We start from the raw sequence: 21306 nt of genomic DNA, 5'->3' as shown, positions 1-21306 counted from the left end.
TCCTGGAGGACACGATGTCGATCACCGCGGAGCGCAAGCAGCAGCTCCTGACTGAATACGCCACCAAGCCGGGTGACACCGGTTCCCCCGAAGTGCAGGTCGCCCTCCTCACGGAGCGGATCGTGAACCTGACCGAGCACTTCAAGACGCACAAGAAGGACAACCACTCCCGTCGTGGCCTTCTGGTGCTGGTCAGCCAGCGCCGCCGTCTGCTCGACTATCTGAAGTCACGCGACAATGCCCGCTATGAAGGCCTGATCGGCCGCCTGGGCATCCGCAAGTAACCATCCGTTGGCGGACCGGACCGGTCGCGTATCTGACCGGCCAGCAGGGCCCGAGTCGAGGGCCAGGCCGCATGGGCGTCCTGACCCTTCGGGCCCCGCGAACACGCGGGGCTGCCGCCGCCCCGGACCCGATCGATAGGCGATCGGCGTCCGCAGGAACGAAAGACAAGACATGTTCGAAATCCATCGGAAAGAGATCGACTGGGGCGGCCGTCGCCTGGTCCTCGAAACCGGGCGCATCGCGCGCCAGGCAGACGGGGCGGTGCTGGTCTCCTATGGCGACACCACCGTGCTGTGCACCGTCGTCGCCGCCCGGAGCGTCAAGCCCGGCATCGACTTCTTCCCGCTCACGGTCAACTACCAGGAGAAGACCTACGCTGCGGGCAAGATCCCCGGCGGCTTCTTCAAGCGCGAAGGCCGTCCCTCGGAGAAGGAGACGCTCTCCTCCCGCCTGATCGACCGGCCCATCCGGCCGCTCTTCGTCAAGGGTTTCAAGAACGAGACCCAGGTCATCACGACCGTCCTCAGCCATGACCTGGAAAACGATCCCGACATCGTCGCGATGATCGGTGCCTCGGCCGCGCTGACGATTTCCGGCCTGCCCTTCCTGGGTCCCATCGGCGCCGCGCGCGTGGGCTACAAGAACGGCGAGTACATCCTCAACCCGCTGCCCGAGGAGATCGAGGAGGGTCAGCTCGACCTCGTCGTCGCCGGCACCGCCGACGCCGTCCTGATGGTCGAGTCGGAGGCCAAGGAACTGGCCGAGGACGTGATGCTCGGCGCCGTGATGTTCGGCCACCGCAGCTTCCAGCCGGTCATCGAGGCGATCGTCGGCCTCGCCGAACTGGCCGCCAAGGAGCCCTGGGACCTGCCCGTCACCGACGGCGAGGACGCCCTGGGCGCCAAGCTCAAGGACCTGGTCGGCGCGGACCTGCGCGAGGCCTATGCCGAGCGCGCCAAGATGGCCCGCCATGAGAAGATCATGGCCGCCAAGGGCAAGGCGATCTCCGCCTTTGCCGAGGAGTACGGCTCGGACAAGATCGGCGGGGCGTTCAAGGCGGCGGAGGCCGACATCCTGCGCGGCGCCGTGCTCGACACGGGCCTGCGCATCGACGGCCGCGACGTCCACACCGTGCGCCCGATCGTGTGCGAAGTGGGCGTCCTGCCCCGCACCCACGGCACCGCCCTGTTCACCCGTGGCGAGACCCAGGCCCTGGTCGTGACGACGCTGGGCACCGGCGACGACGAGCAGATCATCGACGCGCTGGAAGGGTCGTATCGCGAGCACTTCCTGCTGCACTACAACTTCCCCCCGTACTCGGTGGGCGAAGTCGGGCGCACCGGCTTCACCGGCCGGCGCGAGATCGGCCATGGCAAGCTGGCCTGGCGCGCGCTGCGCGCGGTCCTGCCGACCAAGGCGGAATTCCCGTACACGATCCGCGTGGTGTCCGAGATCACCGAGTCGAACGGCTCGTCCTCGATGGCCTCCGTCTGCGGCGGCTCGCTGTCGATGATGGACGCGGGCGTGCCGCTGAAGCGCCCTGTGGCCGGCATCGCCATGGGCCTGATCAAGGAAGGCGAGCGCTTCACCGTGCTGTCCGACATCCTGGGTGACGAGGATCACCTGGGCGACATGGACTTCAAGGTGGCGGGCACCGACCAGGGCATCACCTCGCTCCAGATGGACATCAAGATCACCGGGATCACCGAGGAGATCATGAAGGTCGCGCTGAGCCAGGCGCAGTCCGGCCGCATGCACATCCTGGGCGAGATGGCCAAGGCCCTGACCGGCTCGCGCAACGAGCTGGCCCAGTTCGCGCCCAAGATCGAGACCTTCTCGATCCCCAAGGACAAGATCCGCGAAGTCATCGGCACCGGCGGCAAGGTCATCCGCGAGATCGTGGAGAAGACCGGCGCCAAGGTCGACATCGCCGACGACGGCACGATCAAGGTCGCCGCCTCCGACGCCGATGTGATCAAGAAGGCGGTGAACTGGATCCAGGGCATCGTCGCCGAGCCCGAGGTCGGCAAGATCTATGACGGCAAGGTGGTGAAGGCGGTCGACTTCGGCGCCTTCGTCAACTTCATCGGCAATCGCGACGGCCTCGTCCACATCAGCGAACTCGCCCCCAACCGCGTCGAGAAGGTGACGGACGTGGTCAAGGAAGGCGATCCGGTCAAGGTCAAGGTGCTGGGCATCGACGACCGCGGCAAGGTCCGCCTGTCCATGCGTGTGGTCGACCAGGCGACCGGCGCCGAACTGCCCGACACCCGCCCCGAGCGCAGCGAAGGCGGCGAGCGGAGCGAGCGTGGCGAGCGCCGGGATCGCGGCGACCGGGACCGGGGCGAACGCCGCCCCCGCCGCGAAGACCGCGACTGATCCGTCCCGCATCCAGCGGACGACGTGAACGGGGGTGGCCAATGGCCGCCCCCGTTTCGTCTGTGCGCCCCGGCTGCGGGGGGTGCCCGTCGCCAGCCATATGACGCCGCGGTGACAGGCACCCCCTTGGTCCGCGGGGACGCAACGTTTATATGTACGTCTGAAACATCCCGTGAGGCGGTGGCGTCACGCGGGTGCCTTACGTATTTCCGGCGACCGCCGGCCAAGGAGTGAGATGAAGGCGCTGAATGCAGTGCGGGTGTCCGGAGCCGAGGTCCTGCCCCTTCTCGAAGGCGGCAAGGGCGTCGCGGTCACCAACGGGATCAGCTCGGGCGCCTGGGCGGCCTGCGACGGCATCGGCACGGTTTCGGCCGTCAATGCCGACTATTACGATGCTGACGGCCGGATCATTCCGCAGATCTATCGCGGCCGCACCCGGCGCGAGCGGCACGAGGAGCTGATCGACTTCGGCATCCGTGGCGGCATCGCGCAGGTCCAGCGCGCCCACGAGATGCGCAATGGCCGCGGCCGCCTGCACATCAACGTCCTGTGGGAAATGGGAGGCTGCGAGCGGGTCCTGGCCGGTGTGCTGGAAGGGGCAAAAGGCCTGGTCCACGGGGTCACCTGTGGCGCCGGCATGCCCTACAAGCTGGCCGAGATCGCCGCCCGCTACGGCGTCTACTACTACCCCATCGTCTCCTCCGCCCGCGCCTTCCGTGCCCTGTGGAAGCGGGCCTATCACAAGTTCCGCCCGTCGCTGGGCGGCGTCGTGTACGAGGACCCGTGGCTGGCGGGCGGCCATAACGGCCTGTCCAACAGCGAGGATCCGCGCACGCCGGAGGATCCGTATCCGCGCGTGGTCGAACTGCGCAAGCAGATGAACGAGGCGGGCCTGCACGAGACGCCGGTGATCATGGCGGGTGGCGTCTGGCACCTGCGGGACTGGCAGCATTTCATGGACAATCCCGAGATCGGGCCCATCGTGTTCCAGTTCGGCACGCGGCCGCTGGTCACGACGGAGAGCCCGATCTCCCAGCGCTGGAAGGAGCGGCTGCTCAAACTGCTCCCCGGCGAGATCTCGCTCCATCGCTTCAGCCCCACGGGCTTCTATTCCTCGGCGGTGCGCAATCCTTTCCTGCGCGAGCTTGAGGAACGCAACGAACGCCAGGTGGCCTATTCGACTGACGCCGTGGGCGAGCATACGGCCGAGCTGAAGGTGGGTGCGCGTGGCCGCACCGTCTACCTGGCGCCGGCCGACCGCGCCCGCGTCCTGGAATGGCAGTCTGAAGGCTTCACCGAGGCCCTGCGCACGCCCGACCACACGATGGTCTTCGTGGCTCCGGCCAAGGCGAACGAGATCCTGGTCGACCAGATCAACTGCATGGGCTGCCTGTCGTCCTGCCGCTTTTCCAACTGGTCGCAGGACGAATCGGGCACGAATGGCAAGAAGGCCGATCCCCGCAGCTTCTGCATTCAGAAGACCCTGCAGGAGATCGCCCATGGTGGCGACGTGGAGCACAACCTGGCCTTTGCCGGGCATGGCGCCTATCGCTTCGCCAGCGATCCGTTCTACTCCAACGGCTTCATCCCGACCGTCCGGCAGCTCTTCGACCGGCTGCTGACGGGCGACTAGGGCGGCCGCGGTAGCCTGGCACCGAAGCATCCTCGACAGGCTGGTGGCATTGATGGACACTATCGAGGCGGAACAGGCGCGCGTCCCAGGAACGGCTATGGACCAGATCACGCCCCAGGAACGGACCTTCACCCCGGCGCTGGCCCGGCTGCGGAGCGTCGGCCTGCGTCCCACGCGGCAGAGGCTGGCGCTGTCGCGCCTTCTGTTCGAGCAGGGCGACCGCCACCTGACTGCGGAGATGCTGCACAGCGACGCCCAGGCCCAGGGCCTGCGCGTGTCGCTGGCCACGATCTACAACACGCTGCACCAGTTCACCAAGGTGGGCCTGCTGCGCGAGGTGGTGATCGACAGCGGCCGCACCTATTTCGACACCAACATCTCGGACCACCACCATTTCTTTTTCGAGGATTCGGGGCAGCTCCAGGACATTCCGGGCAGCAGCCTGACCCTGGGCGCGATGCCGGCCGTACCGGCCGGGTGCGCGGTCGCGCGGGTCGACGTCATCATCAGACTTGCAAGTGCTTCTCACTTATCTTAGAAGTATTCCAAACTAGTTGACGTGCCCCGTCGGGCGGTCGACAATCCTCTGCACATTTCCCCGCAGAGGAGGTTTCCATGGCCCTCGCCGGAACCAAGACGGAAGAGAACCTGAAGGCGGCATTCGCTGGCGAAAGCCAGGCCAACCGCCGCTACCTGTATTTCGCGCAGAAGGCCGACGTCGAAGGCTACAACGACGTGGCCGCCGTGTTCCGCTCCACCGCGGAAGGCGAAACGGGTCATGCCCATGGCCATCTCGAGTTCCTCGAGGAAGTGGGCGACCCCGCGACCGGCGAGCCGATCGGCTCCACCGACCTGAACCTCAAGGCATCGATCGCCGGCGAGACGCACGAGTACACGGACATGTACCCGGGCATGGCGCGTACCGCCCGCGAGGAAGGCTTCGACGAGATCGCCGACTGGTTCGAGACGCTGGCCAAGGCTGAGAAGAGCCATGCCGGTCGTTTCCAGAAGGCCCTCGACACCCTGTCCTGAGCCTTTGGCCCGGCCGTTTGGCCGGGACCGACAATGCGGGGACCCGGCCACCGGGTCCCCGTGTCTTTCCGTGACGATTGACCAGCACCTGGGCAGCGACAGTCCCGCCCGGGGCTCTAGCGGTGACGCGACATGAAGGAAGGCTCGACCGAGGCCCCCATCCGCCATCCGATCGCCTGGCAGGATCCCGACTTCACGGATCCGGCAAAGATCGATGCCGAGATGCGGCGCATCTTCGACATCTGCCATGGCTGCCGCCGCTGCTTCAATCTTTGCGACAGCTTCCCCCGCCTGTTCGACCTGGTCGACAACAGTCCGACCGAGGAACTGGACGGGGTGAAGTCCGAGGATTTCAAGCCGGTCGTGGACGCCTGCACGCTCTGCGACATGTGCTTCCTGACCAAGTGTCCCTATGTCCCGCCGCACGAATTCAACCTGGACTTCCCGCACCTTATGCTGCGCTACCGCGTGGCCGAGCGGCAGGCGGGCGAGAAGAACACCAAGGTGGAACGCACCGCGGCCGAGATGGCCAAGATGGACCGCAACGGCACGCTGGGCGCGCTGGTGTCCCCCGTCGTCAACTGGGCGGGCAACCGCGACAACGGCCTGACCCGTCCGCTGATGGAGAAGGTCGCCGGCATCGACCGCGACGCCAAGCTGCCCAAGTTCGTGACGCGCACCTTCAACCTGCGCGCCCGGGGCGAACCGCTGGAGATCAACAAGCAGGCCCCGGCCTATGGCCGCAAGGCGGTGCTCTACTCGACCTGCTTCGTGAACTACAACGATCCCAACATCGGCATGGCGACCCGCGCCATCCTGGCCCGCAACGGGGTCGAGACCGAGATCGTCTATCCCGCCTGCTGCGGCATGCCGAAGCTGGAACAGGGCGACATCGCGGCCGTCGCCGCCAGCGCCGACAAGGTGTCCAGGGAACTCGCCCCCTGGATCGAGAAGGGCTACGACGTCATTGCGCTGACCCCGTCCTGCGCCTTGATGCTGAAGTTCGAATGGCCGCTGATCGTGCCCGGCAACGCCCTGGTCAAGACCCTGGCCGACGCGACGTACGACAGTTCCGAATACATCGTCGAGATCGCCAAGAAGCATGGCCTGGCCGAAGGACTGCAGCCGCTGGACGGCGGCGTGACCGTGCACATCGCCTGCCATGCGCGGGCCCAGAACATGGGGCAGAAGGCGGCGGAGATGCTGCGCCTGATCCCGGGCGTGCAGCTCTCCGTCATCGAACGCTGCTCCGGCCATGGCGGAACGTTCGGCGTGCTGGAAGGCACGCACAAGCTGGCCATGAAGGTGGGCAAGCCCGTCTTCAAGCAGGCCGCCAAGCTGGACAAGACCTATATCGCGTCCGAATGCCCCCTGGCTGCCCGTCATATCGCGGACGGCATGGAGACGGTGGAGCACAAGGAGCCGCGCAAGCCCTACCACCCGGTCGAGATCCTGGCCAAGGCCTATGGCCTGGCCTGAACCCGCCGGCGTTGCGGGCTGATCTGGACCAGAGGCCGCGGCGTATCCACGCCGGGCCATCAGTTGAGGAGCGTGCCATGACCACGACCAAGCGCCGGATCGACCGTTCGGACATCCTGGATCTCAAGGAATATGGCGCCATCCGGCGCGAGCGGCGGGCGATGCTGGTCGAGGTGAAGCGCCTGCGCCGCGTACCCGTAGGCCCCGACGCCACGTTCTACTTCGAGAACTACGAGACGATGTGGTCGCAGATCCACGAGATGCTGTTCATCGAGAAGGGCGGCGAGGAGCAGATCGAGGACGAACTGCGCGCCTATAACCCGCTCATCCCGCAAGGGGACGAACTGGTCGCCACCCTGATGTTCGAGATCGACGATCCGCGCCGCCGGGCTGCTGTCCTGGGCCGGCTGACAGGGGTCGAAGATACGGTGAGCCTGCAGATCGATGGCGAGGCGATCCCTGCGGAATCCGAGTCCGAGGTCGAGCGGACCAAGGCCGATGGCAAGACGTCGTCGATCCACTTCCTGCGCTTCCACCTGACGCCCGCCCAGATCGCCAAGTTCCGGGATCCCGCGGTGCCGGTCCTGCTGGGCATCGAGCATGCCCATTATGGCCATCTGGCGCGCCTGTCGCCCGACGTCCGCAGCGCGCTGGCCAAGGACTTCGCCTGATCCGGATCGCGCAGGGGCCAGGACCGGGCGCGCAGCGCGGCCCGGCCTGACGGGGCCATACCCAGCCGGACCCGAATCATGTCCACTGCGGGAATGCGCCCCGCCCTCGCCCCCGTTGCCCTGCTGCTCCTGCCCATGGCCCTGGGCGGCTGTGCCCTGGCGGCCGCGCAGGGGGCAATGGTCGGCGTGAACGCCGGCGCGACCCTGGCCGGCGACAGCGCGATGCGGGAGCAGGACCAGGCCAATCCCGACGCGCAGATGCAGGCCCGCCCGCTTCCCCTTCCGGCCGTGACCAGCGGTGCCAACCTGCAGGAAGGCCAACCGGTCCAGGCGTTGGTCCTCAACACGCGCGGCACCCTGGCCGCCAGTGCCGTCCTGACCGCGGCATGCGGCATCCTGACCGTGTCGCCCGGGGCCCCACCCCAGCCGCTGCGGCCGCTGCTGACCGACGGACGGCGCGACGTGGCCCTGTTCGAATCAGGGCGCAGCGCGCCGACCGCCACCCGGTTCGAAGCTCAATATCCACTCCTGGACGAAGCGGTGACCGTGCTTTCGGCCGACGGGGTGGCCAATGCCGCCGTCGCCGTCCTGCCGCCGCCGCGCGCCATCACCGACGACGAGACTCAAGTCCCCGCGGCCGAGCCGGCACCGTTCGAGTTGGATCGGCTGATGCCGCCCAGTGCAGCCGTGATCGACGCGGGCGGGTCGGTCCGCGGCATGACCACGGCGCTGACAGGTCCGGGCGGCGGCACGCTGGTCACGCCGTCCGTCGAACTGCTCCGCCTCGCCCTCCGTGGCCGCCTGACCGTTTCGGGCGCCGACGGTGCCGCAAGCCCCGCCGCCATCGGCCCGCCCCGCGTGATCCAGCTGGGCTGCTGGCGCGCCACCGGGTCCTGACGAATCAGGCCCCCGGCGGCGTCGTGATCGTGGGTTCGCTGCCGCACAGGGCGCAGGCCGGATCGCGGCGCAGACGGATCGTGCGCGTCTCCGTCCTCAGCGCATCATAGAGCAGCAGCCGCCCGGCCAGGCTCTCGCCGAGGTCCAGAAGTTCCTTCAGAACTTCCACTGCCTGCAGCGTGCCCATCACGCCGGCCACGGCGCCCAGGATGCCGCCCTCGGCACACGATCTCTCCTGCCCCCCGGCTGGCGGCCCCGGGAACAGGCAGCGATAGCAGGGATGATCCCCCGCATGCGGCTTGAACGTCGCCAGTTGCCCCTCGAACCGGCCCAGCGCTGCCGAAACCAGCGTCCGCCTGGCGAAGTAGCAGGCATCGTTGACCAGGAAGCGGGTCTCGAACGTGTCGCTGCCGTCGATCACCAGGTCGTAGTCGGAAACCAGGCGCATCGCGTTGGCGGGGACAAGGCGCTCGCGATGCGCCACCACGCGCACCTCGGGATTGATGCGCGCCAGACCCGCTGCCGCACTTTCCGTCTTGGGACGGTTGACCAGCGCCGTGTCGTGCAGGATCTGCCGCTGCAGGTTCGAGAGGGACACGACGTCGTCATCGACCACGCCAATCGTGCCTACGCCCGCCGCCGCCAGATAGGGCAGCACGGCCGAGCCCAGGCCGCCTGCCCCGATCATCAGGACGCGCGCCCGCAGCAGGCGCTGCTGCCCTGCCCCGCCCACCTCCTTCAGGACGATGTGGCGGGCATAGCGGTCCAGCTGAAGATCGGTCAGGGCCATGGGTGTGCGCTCGCGGGAAACGTTGCGTCAACATCCTTCGAGACGGCCTGCGGCCTCCTCAGGATGACGCCTGTTGGAGAAACTCCCTATTCCTCAACGGCGTCATGCTGAGGAGCCGGCCCTCAGGCCGGCGTCTCGAAGCATCAGGCGCAGCGGCCACACAAACGACGGAGTGCCGCTCACAACCCGTCGAACAGGGCGGTGGACAGGTAGCGCTCGGCGAAGGACGGGATGATGGCGACGATGGTCTTGCCCTCCATGCCCGGCCTGGCCGCCACTTCCAGCGCCGCCGCGATCGACGCGCCGGAGGAGATGCCGACCGGAATGCCCTCCAGCCGCGCGGTCCGGCGGGCCGTCTCGAAGGCCGTCTCGTTGCCGATGGTGACCACCTCGTCGATCACCCCGCGGTCCAGCACCTTGGGCACGAAGCCGGCACCGATGCCCTGGATCTTGTGCGGGCCGGGGTTGCCGCCCGACAGGACGGGGCTGTCCTCGGGCTCCACCGCGATCATCTTCAGGCCCGGCTTGCGCGCCTTCAGCACCTGGCCCACGCCCGTGATCGTGCCGCCCGTGCCAACGCCCGAGATCACGATGTCGACAGCCCCTTGCGTGTCGTTCCAGATCTCCTCCGCCGTCGTCTCGCGGTGGATCGCGGGGTTGGCGGGGTTGGCGAACTGCTGCGGGATGATCGCGTTGGGATTGGCCGCCAGGATCGCTTCGGCCTTGGCGATGGCGCCGCCCATGCCCTTTTCCGGCGGCGTCAGTTCCAATTCGGCGCCCAGCAGGGTCAGCATCTTGCGCCGCTCCAGGCTCATGCTCTCGGGCATGACCAGGATCAGGCGATAGCCCTTGGCCGCACAGACGAAAGCCAGCGCGATGCCGGTATTGCCCGACGTCGGCTCGACCAGGATGCTGTCGGGGCCGATGCGGCCCTCCGCCTCCAGCGCCTCGATCATGGCGACGCCGATGCGGTCCTTGACGCTGGAAATGGGGTTGAAGAACTCCAGCTTGGCCAGGACCTGCGCCTTGGCCCCGGCTTCCTGGGTCAGGCGATGCAGGCGCACCAGCGGCGTATCGCCGATGGTCTGGGTGATCGAATCATAGATCCGGCCGCGGCCGGGCGTATGGGCCGGCACCTTGAAATCGGTGGCCTTGGTGTTGGACATAGTCCTGTCTCTCCCTAGCTCCCGCGAATCCTAGCCTGCCGCGGGATCAGATCGCAAAATCGCTGCGGTGGCGCTCCTCGGCCCGGATGCCGACGTCGTCGGCGCGGCGGCACAGTTCCTCGATCGTGATCGAATCGAGCCGGGCCATCATCTCGTCCTTCAGGTCGCGCCACAGCGGCTGCACCACCTGCGTGCCGAGTTCCGACCCGCCCTGGTCGAGCGAGGCATCGTCCTCGTCCCGCGCGTCGAGCGAGCCCACCACGCGCACGATCTCGCCCACCGAAATGCGCCGCCGCTCCCGCGCCAAGCGATAGCCGCCGCGCGGTCCGCGCACGCCCTTCAGGATGCCGGCATGGACCAGCTGCTGCATCACCTGTTCCAGGTAGCGCTGGGGAATGCCCTGGCGCCGGGTGATCTCCTTGGACTGCACCGGCTCGGGCCGCGCGTTATAGGCGATGTCCACCACCGCCTCCAAAGCGAAGAGCATCTTCCGCGAGAGCCTGATCATGGGGCCAGCCTTTCCGCGATGCGCCGGGCGAGCCGTTGCGCCACCTCGGCCTTGTCCAGCGTCGGCCAGTCCTCGACGCCCTGTTCGGTGACCAGATGCACGGTGTTGCGGTCCCCCCCCATGATGCCGGTGCCCAGCGACACGTCGTTGGCGACGATCCAGTCGCAGCCCTTGCGCGCCCGCTTGGCGATCGCCGCATTCAGCACGTCGTCGGTTTCCGCGGCAAAGCCCACGACCAAGGGCGGCCGTGGAACGCCACGCGCGACGGTCGCCAGGATGTCGGGATTCTCCACCAGGTGCAGGGCAGGCGGACCGCCGGCCCCTTTCTTGATCTTGGACGCGCCAAACCCCTCGACCCGCCAATCGGCAACCGCCGCGGCAAAGACCGCGATATCGACCGGCAGGGCCGCCTGCACCGCATCCAGCATCTGGACCGCACTCTCCACCCGGACCAGGCGCACGCCGGCCGGCGCCGGCACCTCGACGGGACCGGAGACGAGCGTGGTGTCCGCCCCCAGCGCCGCCAGCGCGCCCGCGATCGCATGGCCCTGCTTGCCGGACGAGCGGTTGGCGATATAGCGCACGGGGTCGATCGGCTCATGCGTCGGGCCGGACGTCACCAGTGCCCGGCGCCCGGCCAGCGGCCGCTCCACCGGCGCCAGGGCCGCCGTGATGGCCGCGACGATCTCCTCCGGCTCGCTGACGCGGCCCGGGCCGAACTCGCCACAGGCCATGGCCCCCTCGCCCGGCCCAACGAACAGGACGCCGTCGCCGCGCAGCGTCGCCAGGTTCCGCTGGGTCGCCGGATGCTGCCACATGCGCACGTTCATGGCCGGCGCCACCAGCACCCTCTTGTCGGTCGCCAGCAGCGCCGTCGTCGCCAGGTCAGAGGCAAGGCCCGCCGCCATCTGCGCCAAGAGGTCGGCGGTGGCCGGCGCCACCACCACAAGGTCGGCATCGCGGGACAGCTGGATGTGTCCCATCTCCGCCTCATCCGTCAGCGAGAAGAGGTCGGTGAACACCTTCTCCCCCGTCAGGGCGGCGACCGACAGTGGCGTCACGAAGTGCTGGGCGGCGGCCGTCAGGATGCAACGCACGCGGGCACCCCGGTCCTGCAATCGCCGGATCAGCAGCAGGCTCTTATAGGCGGCGATTCCGCCACCGACGATCAGCAGGATCCGGCGGCCGGAAAGACCGCCTGCCCCCGCCCCAGCCGATTCGGGGCCATTCATGACAATCTGTCCGGAAATACGCTGGCGGAATGTAGATGGGATCTTTCTACATTCAAGACAACAGCGCGACAAGCAAAGCCGCAACTGCGACCGCAAATGCGGCCATCCCCCAGGGATCGCGCGTGCGTCGCCGGGCCAGCAGCAGATCCAGACTGTCAGGATGGATGCGCACGCCTGCCTCCAGCGTCGCCAGGCTGCGCTCCGCCCGGTCGATCAGCAGCGGCAGGCGGCGACCCAGGTGGCCGATCTGGCCTGCGATCTGCCCCACCGCCGCTTCCGGCCCCACGTTCCGGCGCAGCCAGCCTTCGACGACCGGCCGCGCGACTTCCCACATGCTGGCCTGGGGATCCAGGCTGCGGGCCACACCCTCGACCACGACCATGGTCTTCTGCAGCAGCAGAAGCTGCGGCTGGGTTTCCATGGCAAAGGTCTCGGTCACCTCGAACAGCTGGGCCAGCAGCCTGCCCATGGAGATCTCGCCCGTCGGCCGGCCGTGGATCGGCTCGCCGACCGAGCGCAGGGCCTGTGCGAAATCCTCGACCGAATGGCCGGGCGGCAGGATGCCCGAATCGGCATGGACCTCAGCCACGCGGCGATAGTCCGACAGGATGAAGCCCAGCAGCGTCTCGGCCATGAAACGCCGCATGGCGGGCGACAGCCGGCCCATGATGCCGAAGTCGACGGCGACCAGCGTGCCGTCGGCCCGGACAAACAGGTTTCCCTGGTGCAGGTCGGCATGGAAGAAGCCGTGGTTCAGTGCCTGGTCCAGGAAGCTCTGCACCAGGCGCGCCGACAAAGTGGGCAGGTCATGGCCCGCAGCGATCAGGGCGGCACGGTCGCCCAGCGGCACGCCGTCGATCCGCTCCAGCGTCATCACCCGGCGCGAGGTCAGGTCCCAGTGGACGCGCGGCACCGTCAGGTGGAAGGCCGGATCCAGCCGTGCGCCCAGTTCCGCCGCCGCTGCCGCCTCCAGCCTCAGGTCCATCTCCAGCATGGTCGAGCGGGCCAGCGTCGCCACCGCCTCGCGCGGGCGCAGGCGCCGCGCCGCCGGCGCCAGCCGCTCCAGCCACTTGGCGGCGAGCGCCATCGCCTCCAGGTCGCGGCGGAAGGCCTGCTCGATCCCCGGGCGCAGCACCTTGACGGCGACCGGCACGCCGGCCGTCGTCTCCGCGAAATGCACCTGGGCGATGGAGGCCGCGGCGACGGGCTGCTCCTCCACCTTCGCGAACATCGTCTCCAGCGGCCGGCCCAGCTCCGCCTCAATGCTGGCGCGCGCCTGGGTCCAGGGGAACGGCGCCAGGCGGTCCTGGAGGTGGGCCAGCGCCCGGGCCGCCTCCTCCCCCACCAGGTCGGGCCGCGCGGCCAGGACCTGCCCCAGCTTAACCGTGGACGGTCCCAGTTCCTTCAACGCCGCGGCCAGGGCATCGCCCGCCGTGCCATGCGCCGGCAGGCGCTGCTGCCCCAGCATCAGGGCCCGGCGCGCAGCCTTGGCCGTCCACGGCAGTTCGCGCTCCAGGTCCGGCGGGAACAGCGCATCATAGCGCGCCAGCGCCCGTCCCATCTGGACCAGCCGAACCCCCGACCGCGCCTCGCCCATCACGACCATGGGGTCGGTCCCGGAGTTGTACCATGGCAGCCGGACCGCTCCCTCTCCCGTGCCGAAGGCATGGGAGAGGGCTGGGGTGAGGGCAATGAACCAACGGTGACGACGGTCGCTCTGGGCGGAATGCGGCGCGCTGCCCTCACCCCCCGCCCTCTCCCATCGCCCCGCGACGGGAGAGGGAGCCGGTTGGCGCCAAGTGCAACCCTAGCTCCGAGCATCGGCAATTGCCTGTCGCGCCTAGAGGCGCCAGCCGGAATGCAGGGCGGCGATCCCGCCCGACAGCGCGCGGTGCCGCACCTGGGCAAAGCCGGCTGCCTCGATCTCCGCGGCGAAGGCGGGGGCTGCGGGAAATTTCGCGATGCTCTCGACCAGGTAGCGGTACGACTCGGCATCGCCCGCGACCAGCTGGCCGATGCGGGGAATCACCTCGAACGAGTAGCGGGTGTAGAGGCGCTCCAGCACCGGCACCTCGACCTGGCTGAACTCCAGGCACAGGAAGCGCCCGCCCCGCTTCAGCACGCGGTGAATGTCGGCCAGAGCCTTTGCCCGGCGGGTCACGTTGCGGATGCCGAACGCGATGGTGACGGCATCGACCGACTTGTCGGGCAGCGGCAGCGTCTCGGCATCGCCCACCACCCAGGTCAGGCCGTCGAACAGGCCCCTGTTCAGCGCCCGGTCGCGGCCCACCGCGATCATCTCGGCATTGATGTCCAGGACGATCATCTCCGTCCCCGGGCCGCCGCGAGCCTGGATGGCAAAGGCGACGTCGCCCGTGCCGCCGGCCAGGTCCAGGATGGTCTGACCGGCCCGCGGGTTCAGCCAATCGACCAGCCTGGCCTTCCACAGGCGGTGCACGCCCCCCGACATCAGGTCGTTCATGAGGTCATAGCGGCTGGCCACGCGGTCGAAGACCTGGCGCACGCGCCCGGCCTTTTCCTGCACCGGCACCTGCTGGAACCCGAAGTCGGTCGCTTCCGTGTCGCTCATGGCGCCGCACGATAGCGAAAGCGCGTCGTTGCAGCTAGGTTGCGGCCATGCCCGAGTTGCCCGAGGTCGAAACCGTCCGCCGCGGCCTGGAGCCGCGCATGGTGGGCCGCCGCTTGGTCCATGTCGACCAGCGCCGGCCGGACCTGCGCATGCCCTTCCCCGAGCGCTTCGTGGAACGCCTTCAGGGGCGGCTGGTGACGCGGATCGAGCGGCGCGCCAAGTACATGCTCTGGCACCTGGACGGGCCGGACGTGCTGATCGTGCACCTGGGCATGTCGGGCCGCATCCGCTTTGCCGGGCACAATCTGGGGCCGCTCGGCACGCACGACCATGTCGTGCTGGCGACCGACGACGGCACCCACATGATCTACGAGGATCATCGCCGCTTCGGCCTGATGACCATGGCTGATGCCGGTGCCGTCGACGCCCACCCCCTGCTGGCCAGCCTGGGCCCGGAGCCGCTGGGCGACGACTTCACCGCGGCCGTCCTGGACCAGCGCCTGGCGGGGAAGATCACCCCGATCAAGGCCGCCCTGCTCGACCAGCGCATCGTCGCGGGCCTGGGCAACATCTATGTGTGCGAGGCCTTGCACCGCGCCGGCATCTCGCCCAAGCGCACCGCGGCGACCGTGCCGGGCACCCGGTCGGCCCGCCTTGTCCCGGCGATCAAGCAGGTGCTGGAGGAGGCGATCGCCGCCGGCGGCTCCACGCTGCGCGACTATGTCCAGACATCCGGCGAGCTTGGCTATTTCCAGAAGCAGTTCGCCGTCTACGACCGCGAGGACGAGCCGTGTGCCAAACCCGGCTGCCGCGGCGTGGTGCGCCGCCTGGTCCAGTCCGGCCGCTCCACCTTCCATTGCAGTGCCTGCCAGAAATAGCGGAAAAAGGGGAAACTCCATGACTTACGGCATGATCAAGGTCGAGACGAAGGGGGCCGTCGGCCTGATCACCCTGAACCGGCCAGAGGCGCTGAACGCGCTGTGCAAGCAGCTGATGGACGAGATGACGAGCGCCCTCGACGCGTTCGAAAAGGACGACGCCATCGGCGCCGTCGTCATCACCGGCTCGACCAAGGCCTTTGCTGCCGGCGCCGACATCAAGGAGATGCAGCCCAAGTCCTATATCGACGTCTACAAGGAGGACTTCATCACCGCCAACTGGGAGCGCGCAGCCCGCTTCCGCAAGGTGGTGATCGCGGCGGTCAACGGCTATGCGCTGGGCGGCGGCTGCGAACTCGCCATGATGTGCGACTTCATCCTGGCGGGCGAGAATGCCAAGTTCGGCCAGCCGGAGATCAACCTGGGCGTCATGCCGGGTGCGGGCGGCACGCAGCGCCTGACCCGCTTCATTGGCAAGTCCAAGGCGATGGACATGTGCCTGACCGGCCGGATGATGGACGCGGCCGAGGCTGAGCGTTCGGGGCTCGTCACCCGCATCTTCAAGACGGAAGAGCTGGTGGACGAGGCGGTCAAGATCGCCGACAAGATCGCCAACCTGTCCCGCCCGGCGACGATGATGACCAAGGAATCGGTCAATCGCGCCTATGAGACGACGCTGAGCGAGGGTGTCCGCTTCGAGCGGCGGCTGTTTCACTCGATGTTCGCGCTGGACGACCAGACCGAGGGCATGGCCGCCTTTGCCGAGAAGCGTCCCGCCAAGTTCACCCATCGCTGAGGTCAGGACGGGGGGCGAGGCGCGTCGCCCCCCGCAACCGCGTCAGCGGCGCTGTTGGGCCGGCTCGCCCTGGCGGCGGGCATCGGCGGCGCGGCGACGGTTCTCCAGCTGCTCCACGGCCAGGTCGGCCAGGGCGGAGAGCATGGCCTTCTGGCCCCGCGTGAGGGGTTGCCGGGGCACGGTGTCGATCACGCACAGTGCGCCCAGGCGCTCGCCGCCCAGCGGACTGACCAGCGGCGCGCCGGCATAAAAACGGATGTGCGGATCCCCCGTGACCAGCGGGTTGCGGGCAAAGCGCATGTCGGACGAGGCATCGGTGACGATCAGGGGATCGGAGCCGGTGATCGTGTGGGCGCAGAACGACACCTCGCGCGAGGTGCGGTCGACGTCCATGCCGGACCGGCCGGGAAAGACCTGCTCCCCCGCCGTCACGACGGACACCAGGCCCACCGGCGTGTTGAACAGGCGCGCCGCCAGTTCGGCCACGGCGTCCAGGTCGGCCGATCCCGTCTCGACGGCACCCGCCTCGATATAGGCATTCACCGCCGCCAGCCGCTTGGCCTCGTCGGCCGGGCTGTGCAGCGGGCTGGCGGCAGGACCTGTGGCCGAGACGATGACCCGGTTGCGGCCCGTCCGCTTGGCCTCGTAGAGCAGGGCGTCGGCGACCGCCACCAGATCGGCCGCGGTCCGGGGGGTCGCGCCCAGCTCCCCGCTGTTGAAGACGCAGCCGCCGACGCTGACGGTCACCACCGGGCCCGCGCTGTTGGTCAGGTGGGGAATGGCCAGCGCCTCGACCGCAGCGCGCAGGCGCTCGCCCACGCGGGCGGCGCCGTCCAGCGTGGCACCGGGAAGCAGGACGGCGAATTCCTCGCCACCATAGCGCGCGGCCATGTCGCCGGCCCGCGCCACCACGCCGGCCAGCGCCTGGGCCACGCGGCGCAGGCAATCGTCGCCCGCCTGGTGGCCATGATTGTCGTTGTAGAGCTTGAAGCAGTCGACATCGACCATCAGGAAGGCCAGCGGGGCGCCGCTGCGCTCCGCCCGCCGCCATTCCTGGGCAAAGGCATCGTCGAACCGGCGACGGTTGGGCAGGCCGGTCAGGCTATCGGTCATGGCCATGCGGGCCAGCTCGGCATTGGCCTCGGCCAGCGCGCCGGCGGCAGAGCGGCGCTCGCTGACATCGCGGGACGCCACGACCAGAAGGGGGCCGTCATCGCCCTCGACGATGCGCATGGCCGATTCGATCCAGACGAAATGGCCGTCGGCATGGCGCATCGGCACCTCGACCTGGCCCACCGTGCCGGGGGGCTTGTCGGCCAGGTCGGCGATGGCGTCGCGCATCAGGGACTCGAAGCCGGGCTGGATCAGGTCGCTGGCCGGCTTCCCCACGACCTCCTCCGGCGCATAGCCCAGCACCTTGGCGATGGAGGGCGACGCGTAGAGCGCGGTCGAATCCAGGCGGTGCAGGGCAACAATATCGGTGACGTGGTCGGCCAGCAGCCGGAACCGCGTCTCGCTCACCCGCACGCGGTCATGCGCGCTTTTCAGGTCGCGCACGGCAGCGACCGCCTTCAGCTGCTGCGTCAGCAGCCAGCCGACCAGGATCGTGCCCAGCGGGATGCCGACCGCATAGAGCGGGGCGATCTGCACATAGAGATCCTGCTCCACGCCGACATAGGAGATGAGGATCGACTGCAGGGCCTGGCTGATCCCCAGGAACAGGAAGATGGGCAGCCGCGGCAGGGATTCACCCCGGACGCCCCACCACCAGGCCGCAGCCGAGATCAGTCCCGTGGCGACATGATTGGCTACGACGAGAAAGGCAATGGGCCCACCAAGGATCGCACGCGCACTGCCGGTGATGACGGTCGCAACCGCCGCCCCGATGGGCCCGCCAAAGGGCCCCGACAGGACGAGCACGGCCGAACGGGCATCGAAAAAGATGCCGGGACGCACCTCGATCGAGGACAGCATGCACAGGACGGTGGCCACGCCGAACATGCCGCCCGTCAGGACCGACCGACGCCAGGGCGGCAGGCGATCGTTGCCGGTGGCGATCAGGGTGAACGCAAAGGCGACGGCAATCGCCACGCCCAGGTTCCCCATCAGGCCAAGCATCAGGATCGAACCGTCCATGCCCAGTACCACTCCCACGTCCCGGCCGATCCGGCCCGTCTGCCGGCTTCTGCTCCAGCCGCTGACAGGATGCCAAAGCCGGGGAAGCCGCCGAAGCTAAACCTGCGTGGCGGCCAGGCGACGCAGCTTCTCGAACCGGCGCACCGCCTGGTCGCGCTTCACCCGCGACAGCCGCTCCAGCCAGAAGATGCCATCCAGCTGGTCGATCTCGTGCTGCAGGCAGACCGCCAGCAGGCCCTCTGCCTCGACCTGCCGCGCCGTGCCGTCCAGGTCCTGGTAGCGCACCGTGACGGTCGCGGGCCGTTCGACCGGCTCGACGATGCCGGGCATCGACACGCTGCCTTCCGGATGGCGGCGACGCTCCGAGCCCAACGATGCGACCTCCGGGTTAACGAAGACTTGTGCGCGATCCATCCCGTCCAGGCGGATCACGACCAGGCGCTGCGGAACGCCGACATGCGGAGCGGTGATGCCGATGCCGGGCGCCGCCAGCATCACCGCCAGCAGGTCGTCGGCCAGCATGCGCAGTGCATCGTCGAACAGTGCAACCGGCTGCGCCGGACGGCGCAGGCGCGGGTCCGGCCAGGTCAGGATCTTCAATGCGGCGCCCACGTACCCACCCCCCTGCTGCGACGCGATCGCCCCTTCTAGGCGAGATGTGTTCCGCCACACCATAGGCCGCCCGACCCCGGAATCGCCCAGACCATGACGTCCTCGCTGCTGCTTGCCGTGTTTGCCGCGGGCTTCGTCTATGGCATCACCCCCGGCCCCGGCGTGCTGGCCGTGTTCGGCATCGGGGCTGCGCGCGGGCGCCGGGCCGGCGCAGCCTTCCTGGCTGGGCACCTGGCGGGCGATGTCCTGTGGTGCGGCACGGCGCTGGTCGCCATCGTGGGCGCGCGCGAGATCAGCCCGACCGTCTTCGACGTGCTCGGCGCGCTCAGCGGCCTCTATCTCCTCTGGCTTGGGGTGAAGGCGATCCGCACACGGCGATCCGCGACCGGCATGGTCGAGCGGCCGATGCGCGCGCCCCTAGCGCATGGCCTGGTCTTCGGCCTGACCAATCCCAAGTCCTATCCGGTGGCGGTGGCCACCTTCACCGCACTCCTGTCCAGCCGGGCTGCCACGCTGTCCTGGGACATGCTGCCCCAGCTTGTCGCCATCAGCTTTGCCGGCGGGCTGGCGGCCTATGCGATCCTGATCGCCGTCGTCGGCGCCCGCCATGTGCGGACGCTGTATACGCGGCACGAGGTGGCGATCACGCGGGCGACCGGCGTGATGTTCGTGGGCTTCGCGCTGAGCGCATTGATCCACGCCGTGCCCGGCCTGCTTAGCCGGCGGATCTAGCGGGCGCGCAGCACCGCCAGAAGGCGGTCGACGTCGTCCGCCAGCCGTGGCTCGCACGCATTGGCCACCGCCAGCAGCAGGCCCCGTGGCGCCCCAGGCCCCACATGGAACGTCGACAGCGGCGCCGGCGCCAGCCCCTGGCGCCGCAGGTCGCGGGCGATCGCGACGTCGGGCGCATCTGCCGGCAGATCCAGGCGTACCGTCAGGCCGGCCCAGGCGTCCGGGCGCAACCGGACCGCATCCCGCGGCGTCAGCCGGCGGGCCAGGGCCTCGACCAGGGCCGCGCGGCGCGCTGCGTACAGGCGCTTCATCCGCCGGACATGGCGCAGGTAGTGCCCCTCCGCAAGGAAGGCCGCGGTGGCCAGCGGCACCGGTCCCGCGGCGGCCGGCGCCAGCAGTGCCGCGCATTCCTCGGCTCGGGCCGCAAGCGGCGGCGGCACGACCAGGAAGCCCAGGCGCAGGGCCGGGCTGATCGTCTTGCTGAAGGTGCCGGCGTGGAGCACGCGGCCATCCCCGTCCAACGCCGCCAGGGCGGGCGCCGCGCGACCCTTCAGCTGCAATTCGCTCAGGTAGTCATCCTCCAGCACCCAGGCCTTGCGCCGCCGTGCCCAGTCCAGCAGGGCCAGGCGCCGCGACAGGGACAGGGTCATGCCCAACGGGGCTTGCTGGCCCGGCGTCACGACGGCCAGCAAGGCGTCGGGGGCCAAGGCTTCGCCTATGGAGACGTCGATCCCGTCTGCGTCGACCGGAACCGCCACCGGCGCCATGCCAGCTGCCGCCAGGCCGCGGCGGGTCACGCCGAAGCCGGGATCCTCGGTCCAGGCCTGCGCGCGGCCGGCGGCCGATGGCATCCGCAGGGTGGCCAGCGCCAGGCCCAGCGCCCCGGCATAGCCGGCGGTGATCAGGATCCGGTTGGGATCGGCCTGCACGCCGCGCGCAATGGCCAGCATCGCGGCCAAGGCCTGGCGCAGGACCAGCGGCCCGCGCGGGTCGGGATAGCTGGCCGGCGCCGAGGCCGCCTGGCGGCTGGCGCGAACCAGAAGCCTCGACCAAACCGTCGTGGGGAAGGCGTCCTGCGCCGGCACGCCCATCTGGAACGGCAGCGGCGCTAGGTCGTCCACAGACGCCCGGCCGGCCTGCGGCGACGCCCCCGCGCCGCGCGCCTGGGGTAGCAGGCCGATCCCCGGCGCCACGCGGGTGCCGGCGGAGCCGGCGGCCACGACCAGCTGCTCGTCCGCCAGCCGCTCGTAGGCGACGCGCACGGTTCCGCGGGCAACGCCCAGGCGCGCGGCCAGATCGCGCCAGGACGGCAGCCGCGCACCGGGGACCAGGTGACCCGCGCGGATCGCCTGGGCCAGCCCCGCATGGATCTGTTCCGCCAGGGAGGCCTGGGCCGAGCGATCCAGCCGGATCAGGTCGGGCTCCGCCCGGGTCTCTGCCACCATGGCCTGATGGTACAGTCCTTTTGCCCATTCCTGGTGCTGTTTCAT

Annotated in this window: 20 protein-coding genes; 11 read left to right on the top strand and 9 right to left on the bottom strand. The window is 69.1% G+C overall.

Annotation, left to right across the window (positions count from 1 at the left end; translation table 11 throughout):
* Positions 1-14: 14 nt before the first annotated feature.
* The 8 genes from rpsO to ACI6GS_RS11835 all read left to right on the top strand — a co-directional run bounded on the left by rpsO (position 15) and on the right by ACI6GS_RS11835 (position 8376).
* On the top strand, positions 15-284 hold the full coding sequence (gene rpsO, locus ACI6GS_RS11870) for a 30S ribosomal protein S15 (RefSeq protein ID WP_439813658.1): 270 nt from the start codon (positions 15-17) through the stop codon (positions 282-284).
* A gap of 172 nt (positions 285-456) precedes the next feature.
* Positions 457-2664, top strand: coding sequence for a polyribonucleotide nucleotidyltransferase (gene pnp / locus ACI6GS_RS11865; RefSeq protein WP_439813657.1), 2208 nt, complete (start codon positions 457-459; stop codon positions 2662-2664).
* A 235-nt stretch (positions 2665-2899) separates the two neighbouring features.
* A complete protein-coding gene (locus ACI6GS_RS11860; protein WP_439813656.1) occupies positions 2900-4297 on the top strand; it encodes an NAD(P)H-dependent flavin oxidoreductase in 1398 nt (465 codons plus the stop codon).
* Positions 4298-4394: 97 nt separating this feature from the next.
* The gene (gene irrA / locus ACI6GS_RS11855) at positions 4395-4835 is read left to right on the top strand and encodes an iron response transcriptional regulator IrrA (protein ID WP_439813655.1); all 441 of its coding nucleotides are present in this window, start codon (positions 4395-4397) and stop codon (positions 4833-4835) included.
* A gap of 77 nt (positions 4836-4912) precedes the next feature.
* Complete coding sequence (locus ACI6GS_RS11850) at positions 4913-5329, top strand: rubrerythrin family protein (protein WP_439813654.1); 417 nt, start codon at positions 4913-4915, stop codon at positions 5327-5329.
* 132 nt (positions 5330-5461) lie between these two features.
* Complete coding sequence (locus tag ACI6GS_RS11845) at positions 5462-6808, top strand: (Fe-S)-binding protein (RefSeq protein ID WP_439813653.1); 1347 nt, start codon at positions 5462-5464, stop codon at positions 6806-6808.
* Positions 6809-6885: 77 nt separating this feature from the next.
* Positions 6886-7479 (top strand): DUF3501 family protein, encoded by a 594-nt coding sequence (locus ACI6GS_RS11840; protein WP_439813652.1) that lies wholly within the window; start codon positions 6886-6888, stop codon positions 7477-7479.
* A gap of 78 nt (positions 7480-7557) precedes the next feature.
* Positions 7558-8376 carry a hypothetical protein gene (locus ACI6GS_RS11835; RefSeq protein WP_439813651.1) on the top strand — a complete coding sequence of 273 codons (819 nt, stop codon included), beginning with the start codon at positions 7558-7560 and terminating at the stop codon, positions 8374-8376.
* A gap of 4 nt (positions 8377-8380) precedes the next feature.
* Here the strand turns inward: ACI6GS_RS11835 and ACI6GS_RS11830 are convergent, their stop codons facing one another.
* From ACI6GS_RS11830 to ubiE, 6 genes are all read right to left on the bottom strand, one after another.
* On the bottom strand, positions 8381-9166 hold the full coding sequence (locus tag ACI6GS_RS11830; protein WP_439813650.1) for a HesA/MoeB/ThiF family protein: 786 nt from the start codon (positions 9164-9166) through the stop codon (positions 8381-8383).
* Between the two features lie 179 nt (positions 9167-9345).
* Positions 9346-10332: a cysteine synthase A gene (gene cysK / locus ACI6GS_RS11825; protein WP_439813649.1), complete on the bottom strand. Its 987-nt coding sequence runs from the start codon at positions 10330-10332 to the stop codon at positions 9346-9348.
* Positions 10333-10378: 46 nt separating this feature from the next.
* On the bottom strand, positions 10379-10840 hold the full coding sequence (locus ACI6GS_RS11820) for an RrF2 family transcriptional regulator (protein ID WP_439813648.1): 462 nt from the start codon (positions 10838-10840) through the stop codon (positions 10379-10381).
* A complete protein-coding gene (gene coaBC, locus ACI6GS_RS11815) occupies positions 10837-12072 on the bottom strand; it encodes a bifunctional phosphopantothenoylcysteine decarboxylase/phosphopantothenate--cysteine ligase CoaBC (RefSeq protein WP_439813647.1) in 1236 nt (411 codons plus the stop codon). Before coaBC ends, ACI6GS_RS11820 begins: the two co-directional genes overlap by 4 nt.
* 52 nt (positions 12073-12124) lie before the next feature.
* Positions 12125-13678, bottom strand: a complete 1554-nt coding sequence (ubiB, locus tag ACI6GS_RS11810; RefSeq protein ID WP_439813646.1) for a 2-polyprenylphenol 6-hydroxylase — start codon at positions 13676-13678, stop codon at positions 12125-12127.
* Between the two features lie 234 nt (positions 13679-13912).
* A complete protein-coding gene (ubiE, locus tag ACI6GS_RS11805; RefSeq protein ID WP_439813645.1) occupies positions 13913-14662 on the bottom strand; it encodes a bifunctional demethylmenaquinone methyltransferase/2-methoxy-6-polyprenyl-1,4-benzoquinol methylase UbiE in 750 nt (249 codons plus the stop codon).
* Positions 14663-14709: 47 nt separating this feature from the next.
* Between ubiE and mutM the strand changes: the two genes are divergently transcribed.
* Positions 14710-15540, top strand: coding sequence for a bifunctional DNA-formamidopyrimidine glycosylase/DNA-(apurinic or apyrimidinic site) lyase (gene mutM, locus ACI6GS_RS11800; protein WP_439813644.1), 831 nt, complete (start codon positions 14710-14712; stop codon positions 15538-15540).
* 19 nt (positions 15541-15559) lie between these two features.
* Positions 15560-16336: an enoyl-CoA hydratase gene (locus tag ACI6GS_RS11795; protein ID WP_439813643.1), complete on the top strand. Its 777-nt coding sequence runs from the start codon at positions 15560-15562 to the stop codon at positions 16334-16336.
* A 42-nt stretch (positions 16337-16378) separates the two neighbouring features.
* Here ACI6GS_RS11795 and ACI6GS_RS11790 read toward each other — a convergent pair whose 3' ends face one another.
* Both ACI6GS_RS11790 and ACI6GS_RS11785 read right to left on the bottom strand, forming a co-directional pair.
* Complete coding sequence (locus ACI6GS_RS11790; RefSeq protein WP_439813642.1) at positions 16379-18472, bottom strand: diguanylate cyclase domain-containing protein; 2094 nt, start codon at positions 18470-18472, stop codon at positions 16379-16381.
* Positions 18473-18568: 96 nt separating this feature from the next.
* Positions 18569-19084 carry a peptide deformylase gene (locus ACI6GS_RS11785; RefSeq protein ID WP_439813641.1) on the bottom strand — a complete coding sequence of 172 codons (516 nt, stop codon included), beginning with the start codon at positions 19082-19084 and terminating at the stop codon, positions 18569-18571.
* A gap of 93 nt (positions 19085-19177) precedes the next feature.
* Here ACI6GS_RS11785 and ACI6GS_RS11780 point away from each other — a divergent pair, with 93 nt between their 5' ends.
* Positions 19178-19816: a LysE family translocator gene (locus tag ACI6GS_RS11780; RefSeq protein ID WP_439813640.1), complete on the top strand. Its 639-nt coding sequence runs from the start codon at positions 19178-19180 to the stop codon at positions 19814-19816.
* On the opposite strand, the gene ACI6GS_RS11775 is transcribed toward ACI6GS_RS11780, so the two are convergent.
* Entirely contained in the window at positions 19813-21261 is a 1449-nt protein-coding gene (locus ACI6GS_RS11775; protein ID WP_439813639.1) for a PLP-dependent aminotransferase family protein, read from the bottom strand. The two genes, ACI6GS_RS11780 and ACI6GS_RS11775, sit on opposite strands and share 4 nt — an antisense overlap.
* Between the last annotated feature and the right edge of the window lie 45 nt (positions 21262-21306).

This window comes from Zavarzinia sp. CC-PAN008 (assembly GCF_051903925.1).
In the GTDB taxonomy this organism is placed as follows: domain Bacteria; phylum Pseudomonadota; class Alphaproteobacteria; order Zavarziniales; family Zavarziniaceae.
Note: the sequence above shows the minus strand (reverse complement) of the source record. Positions and strands in the feature narration are given on the sequence as shown.

Bases quoted from the DNA above. Each gene is read 5' to 3' on its own strand.
- rpsO (WP_439813658.1), top strand. From the start codon at position 15: ATGTCGATCACCGCGGAGCGCAAGCAGCAGCTCCTGACTGAATACGCC.
- pnp (WP_439813657.1), top strand. From the start codon at position 457: ATGTTCGAAATCCATCGGAAAGAGATCGACTGGGGCGGCCGTCGCCTG.
- ACI6GS_RS11860 (WP_439813656.1), top strand. From the start codon at position 2,900: ATGAAGGCGCTGAATGCAGTGCGGGTGTCCGGAGCCGAGGTCCTGCCC.
- irrA (WP_439813655.1), top strand. From the start codon at position 4,395: ATGGACCAGATCACGCCCCAGGAACGGACCTTCACCCCGGCGCTGGCC.
- ACI6GS_RS11850 (WP_439813654.1), top strand. From the start codon at position 4,913: ATGGCCCTCGCCGGAACCAAGACGGAAGAGAACCTGAAGGCGGCATTC.
- ACI6GS_RS11845 (WP_439813653.1), top strand. From the start codon at position 5,462: ATGAAGGAAGGCTCGACCGAGGCCCCCATCCGCCATCCGATCGCCTGG.
- ACI6GS_RS11840 (WP_439813652.1), top strand. From the start codon at position 6,886: ATGACCACGACCAAGCGCCGGATCGACCGTTCGGACATCCTGGATCTC.
- ACI6GS_RS11835 (WP_439813651.1), top strand. From the start codon at position 7,558: ATGTCCACTGCGGGAATGCGCCCCGCCCTCGCCCCCGTTGCCCTGCTG.
- ACI6GS_RS11830 (WP_439813650.1), bottom strand. From the start codon at position 9,166: ATGGCCCTGACCGATCTTCAGCTGGACCGCTATGCCCGCCACATCGTC.
- cysK (WP_439813649.1), bottom strand. From the start codon at position 10,332: ATGTCCAACACCAAGGCCACCGATTTCAAGGTGCCGGCCCATACGCCC.
- ACI6GS_RS11820 (WP_439813648.1), bottom strand. From the start codon at position 10,840: ATGATCAGGCTCTCGCGGAAGATGCTCTTCGCTTTGGAGGCGGTGGTG.
- coaBC (WP_439813647.1), bottom strand. From the start codon at position 12,072: ATGAATGGCCCCGAATCGGCTGGGGCGGGGGCAGGCGGTCTTTCCGGC.
- ubiB (WP_439813646.1), bottom strand. From the start codon at position 13,678: ATGGTCGTGATGGGCGAGGCGCGGTCGGGGGTTCGGCTGGTCCAGATG.
- ubiE (WP_439813645.1), bottom strand. From the start codon at position 14,662: ATGAGCGACACGGAAGCGACCGACTTCGGGTTCCAGCAGGTGCCGGTG.
- mutM (WP_439813644.1), top strand. From the start codon at position 14,710: ATGCCCGAGTTGCCCGAGGTCGAAACCGTCCGCCGCGGCCTGGAGCCG.
- ACI6GS_RS11795 (WP_439813643.1), top strand. From the start codon at position 15,560: ATGACTTACGGCATGATCAAGGTCGAGACGAAGGGGGCCGTCGGCCTG.
- ACI6GS_RS11790 (WP_439813642.1), bottom strand. From the start codon at position 18,472: ATGGACGGTTCGATCCTGATGCTTGGCCTGATGGGGAACCTGGGCGTG.
- ACI6GS_RS11780 (WP_439813640.1), top strand. From the start codon at position 19,178: ATGACGTCCTCGCTGCTGCTTGCCGTGTTTGCCGCGGGCTTCGTCTAT.
- ACI6GS_RS11775 (WP_439813639.1), bottom strand. From the start codon at position 21,261: ATGGTGGCAGAGACCCGGGCGGAGCCCGACCTGATCCGGCTGGATCGC.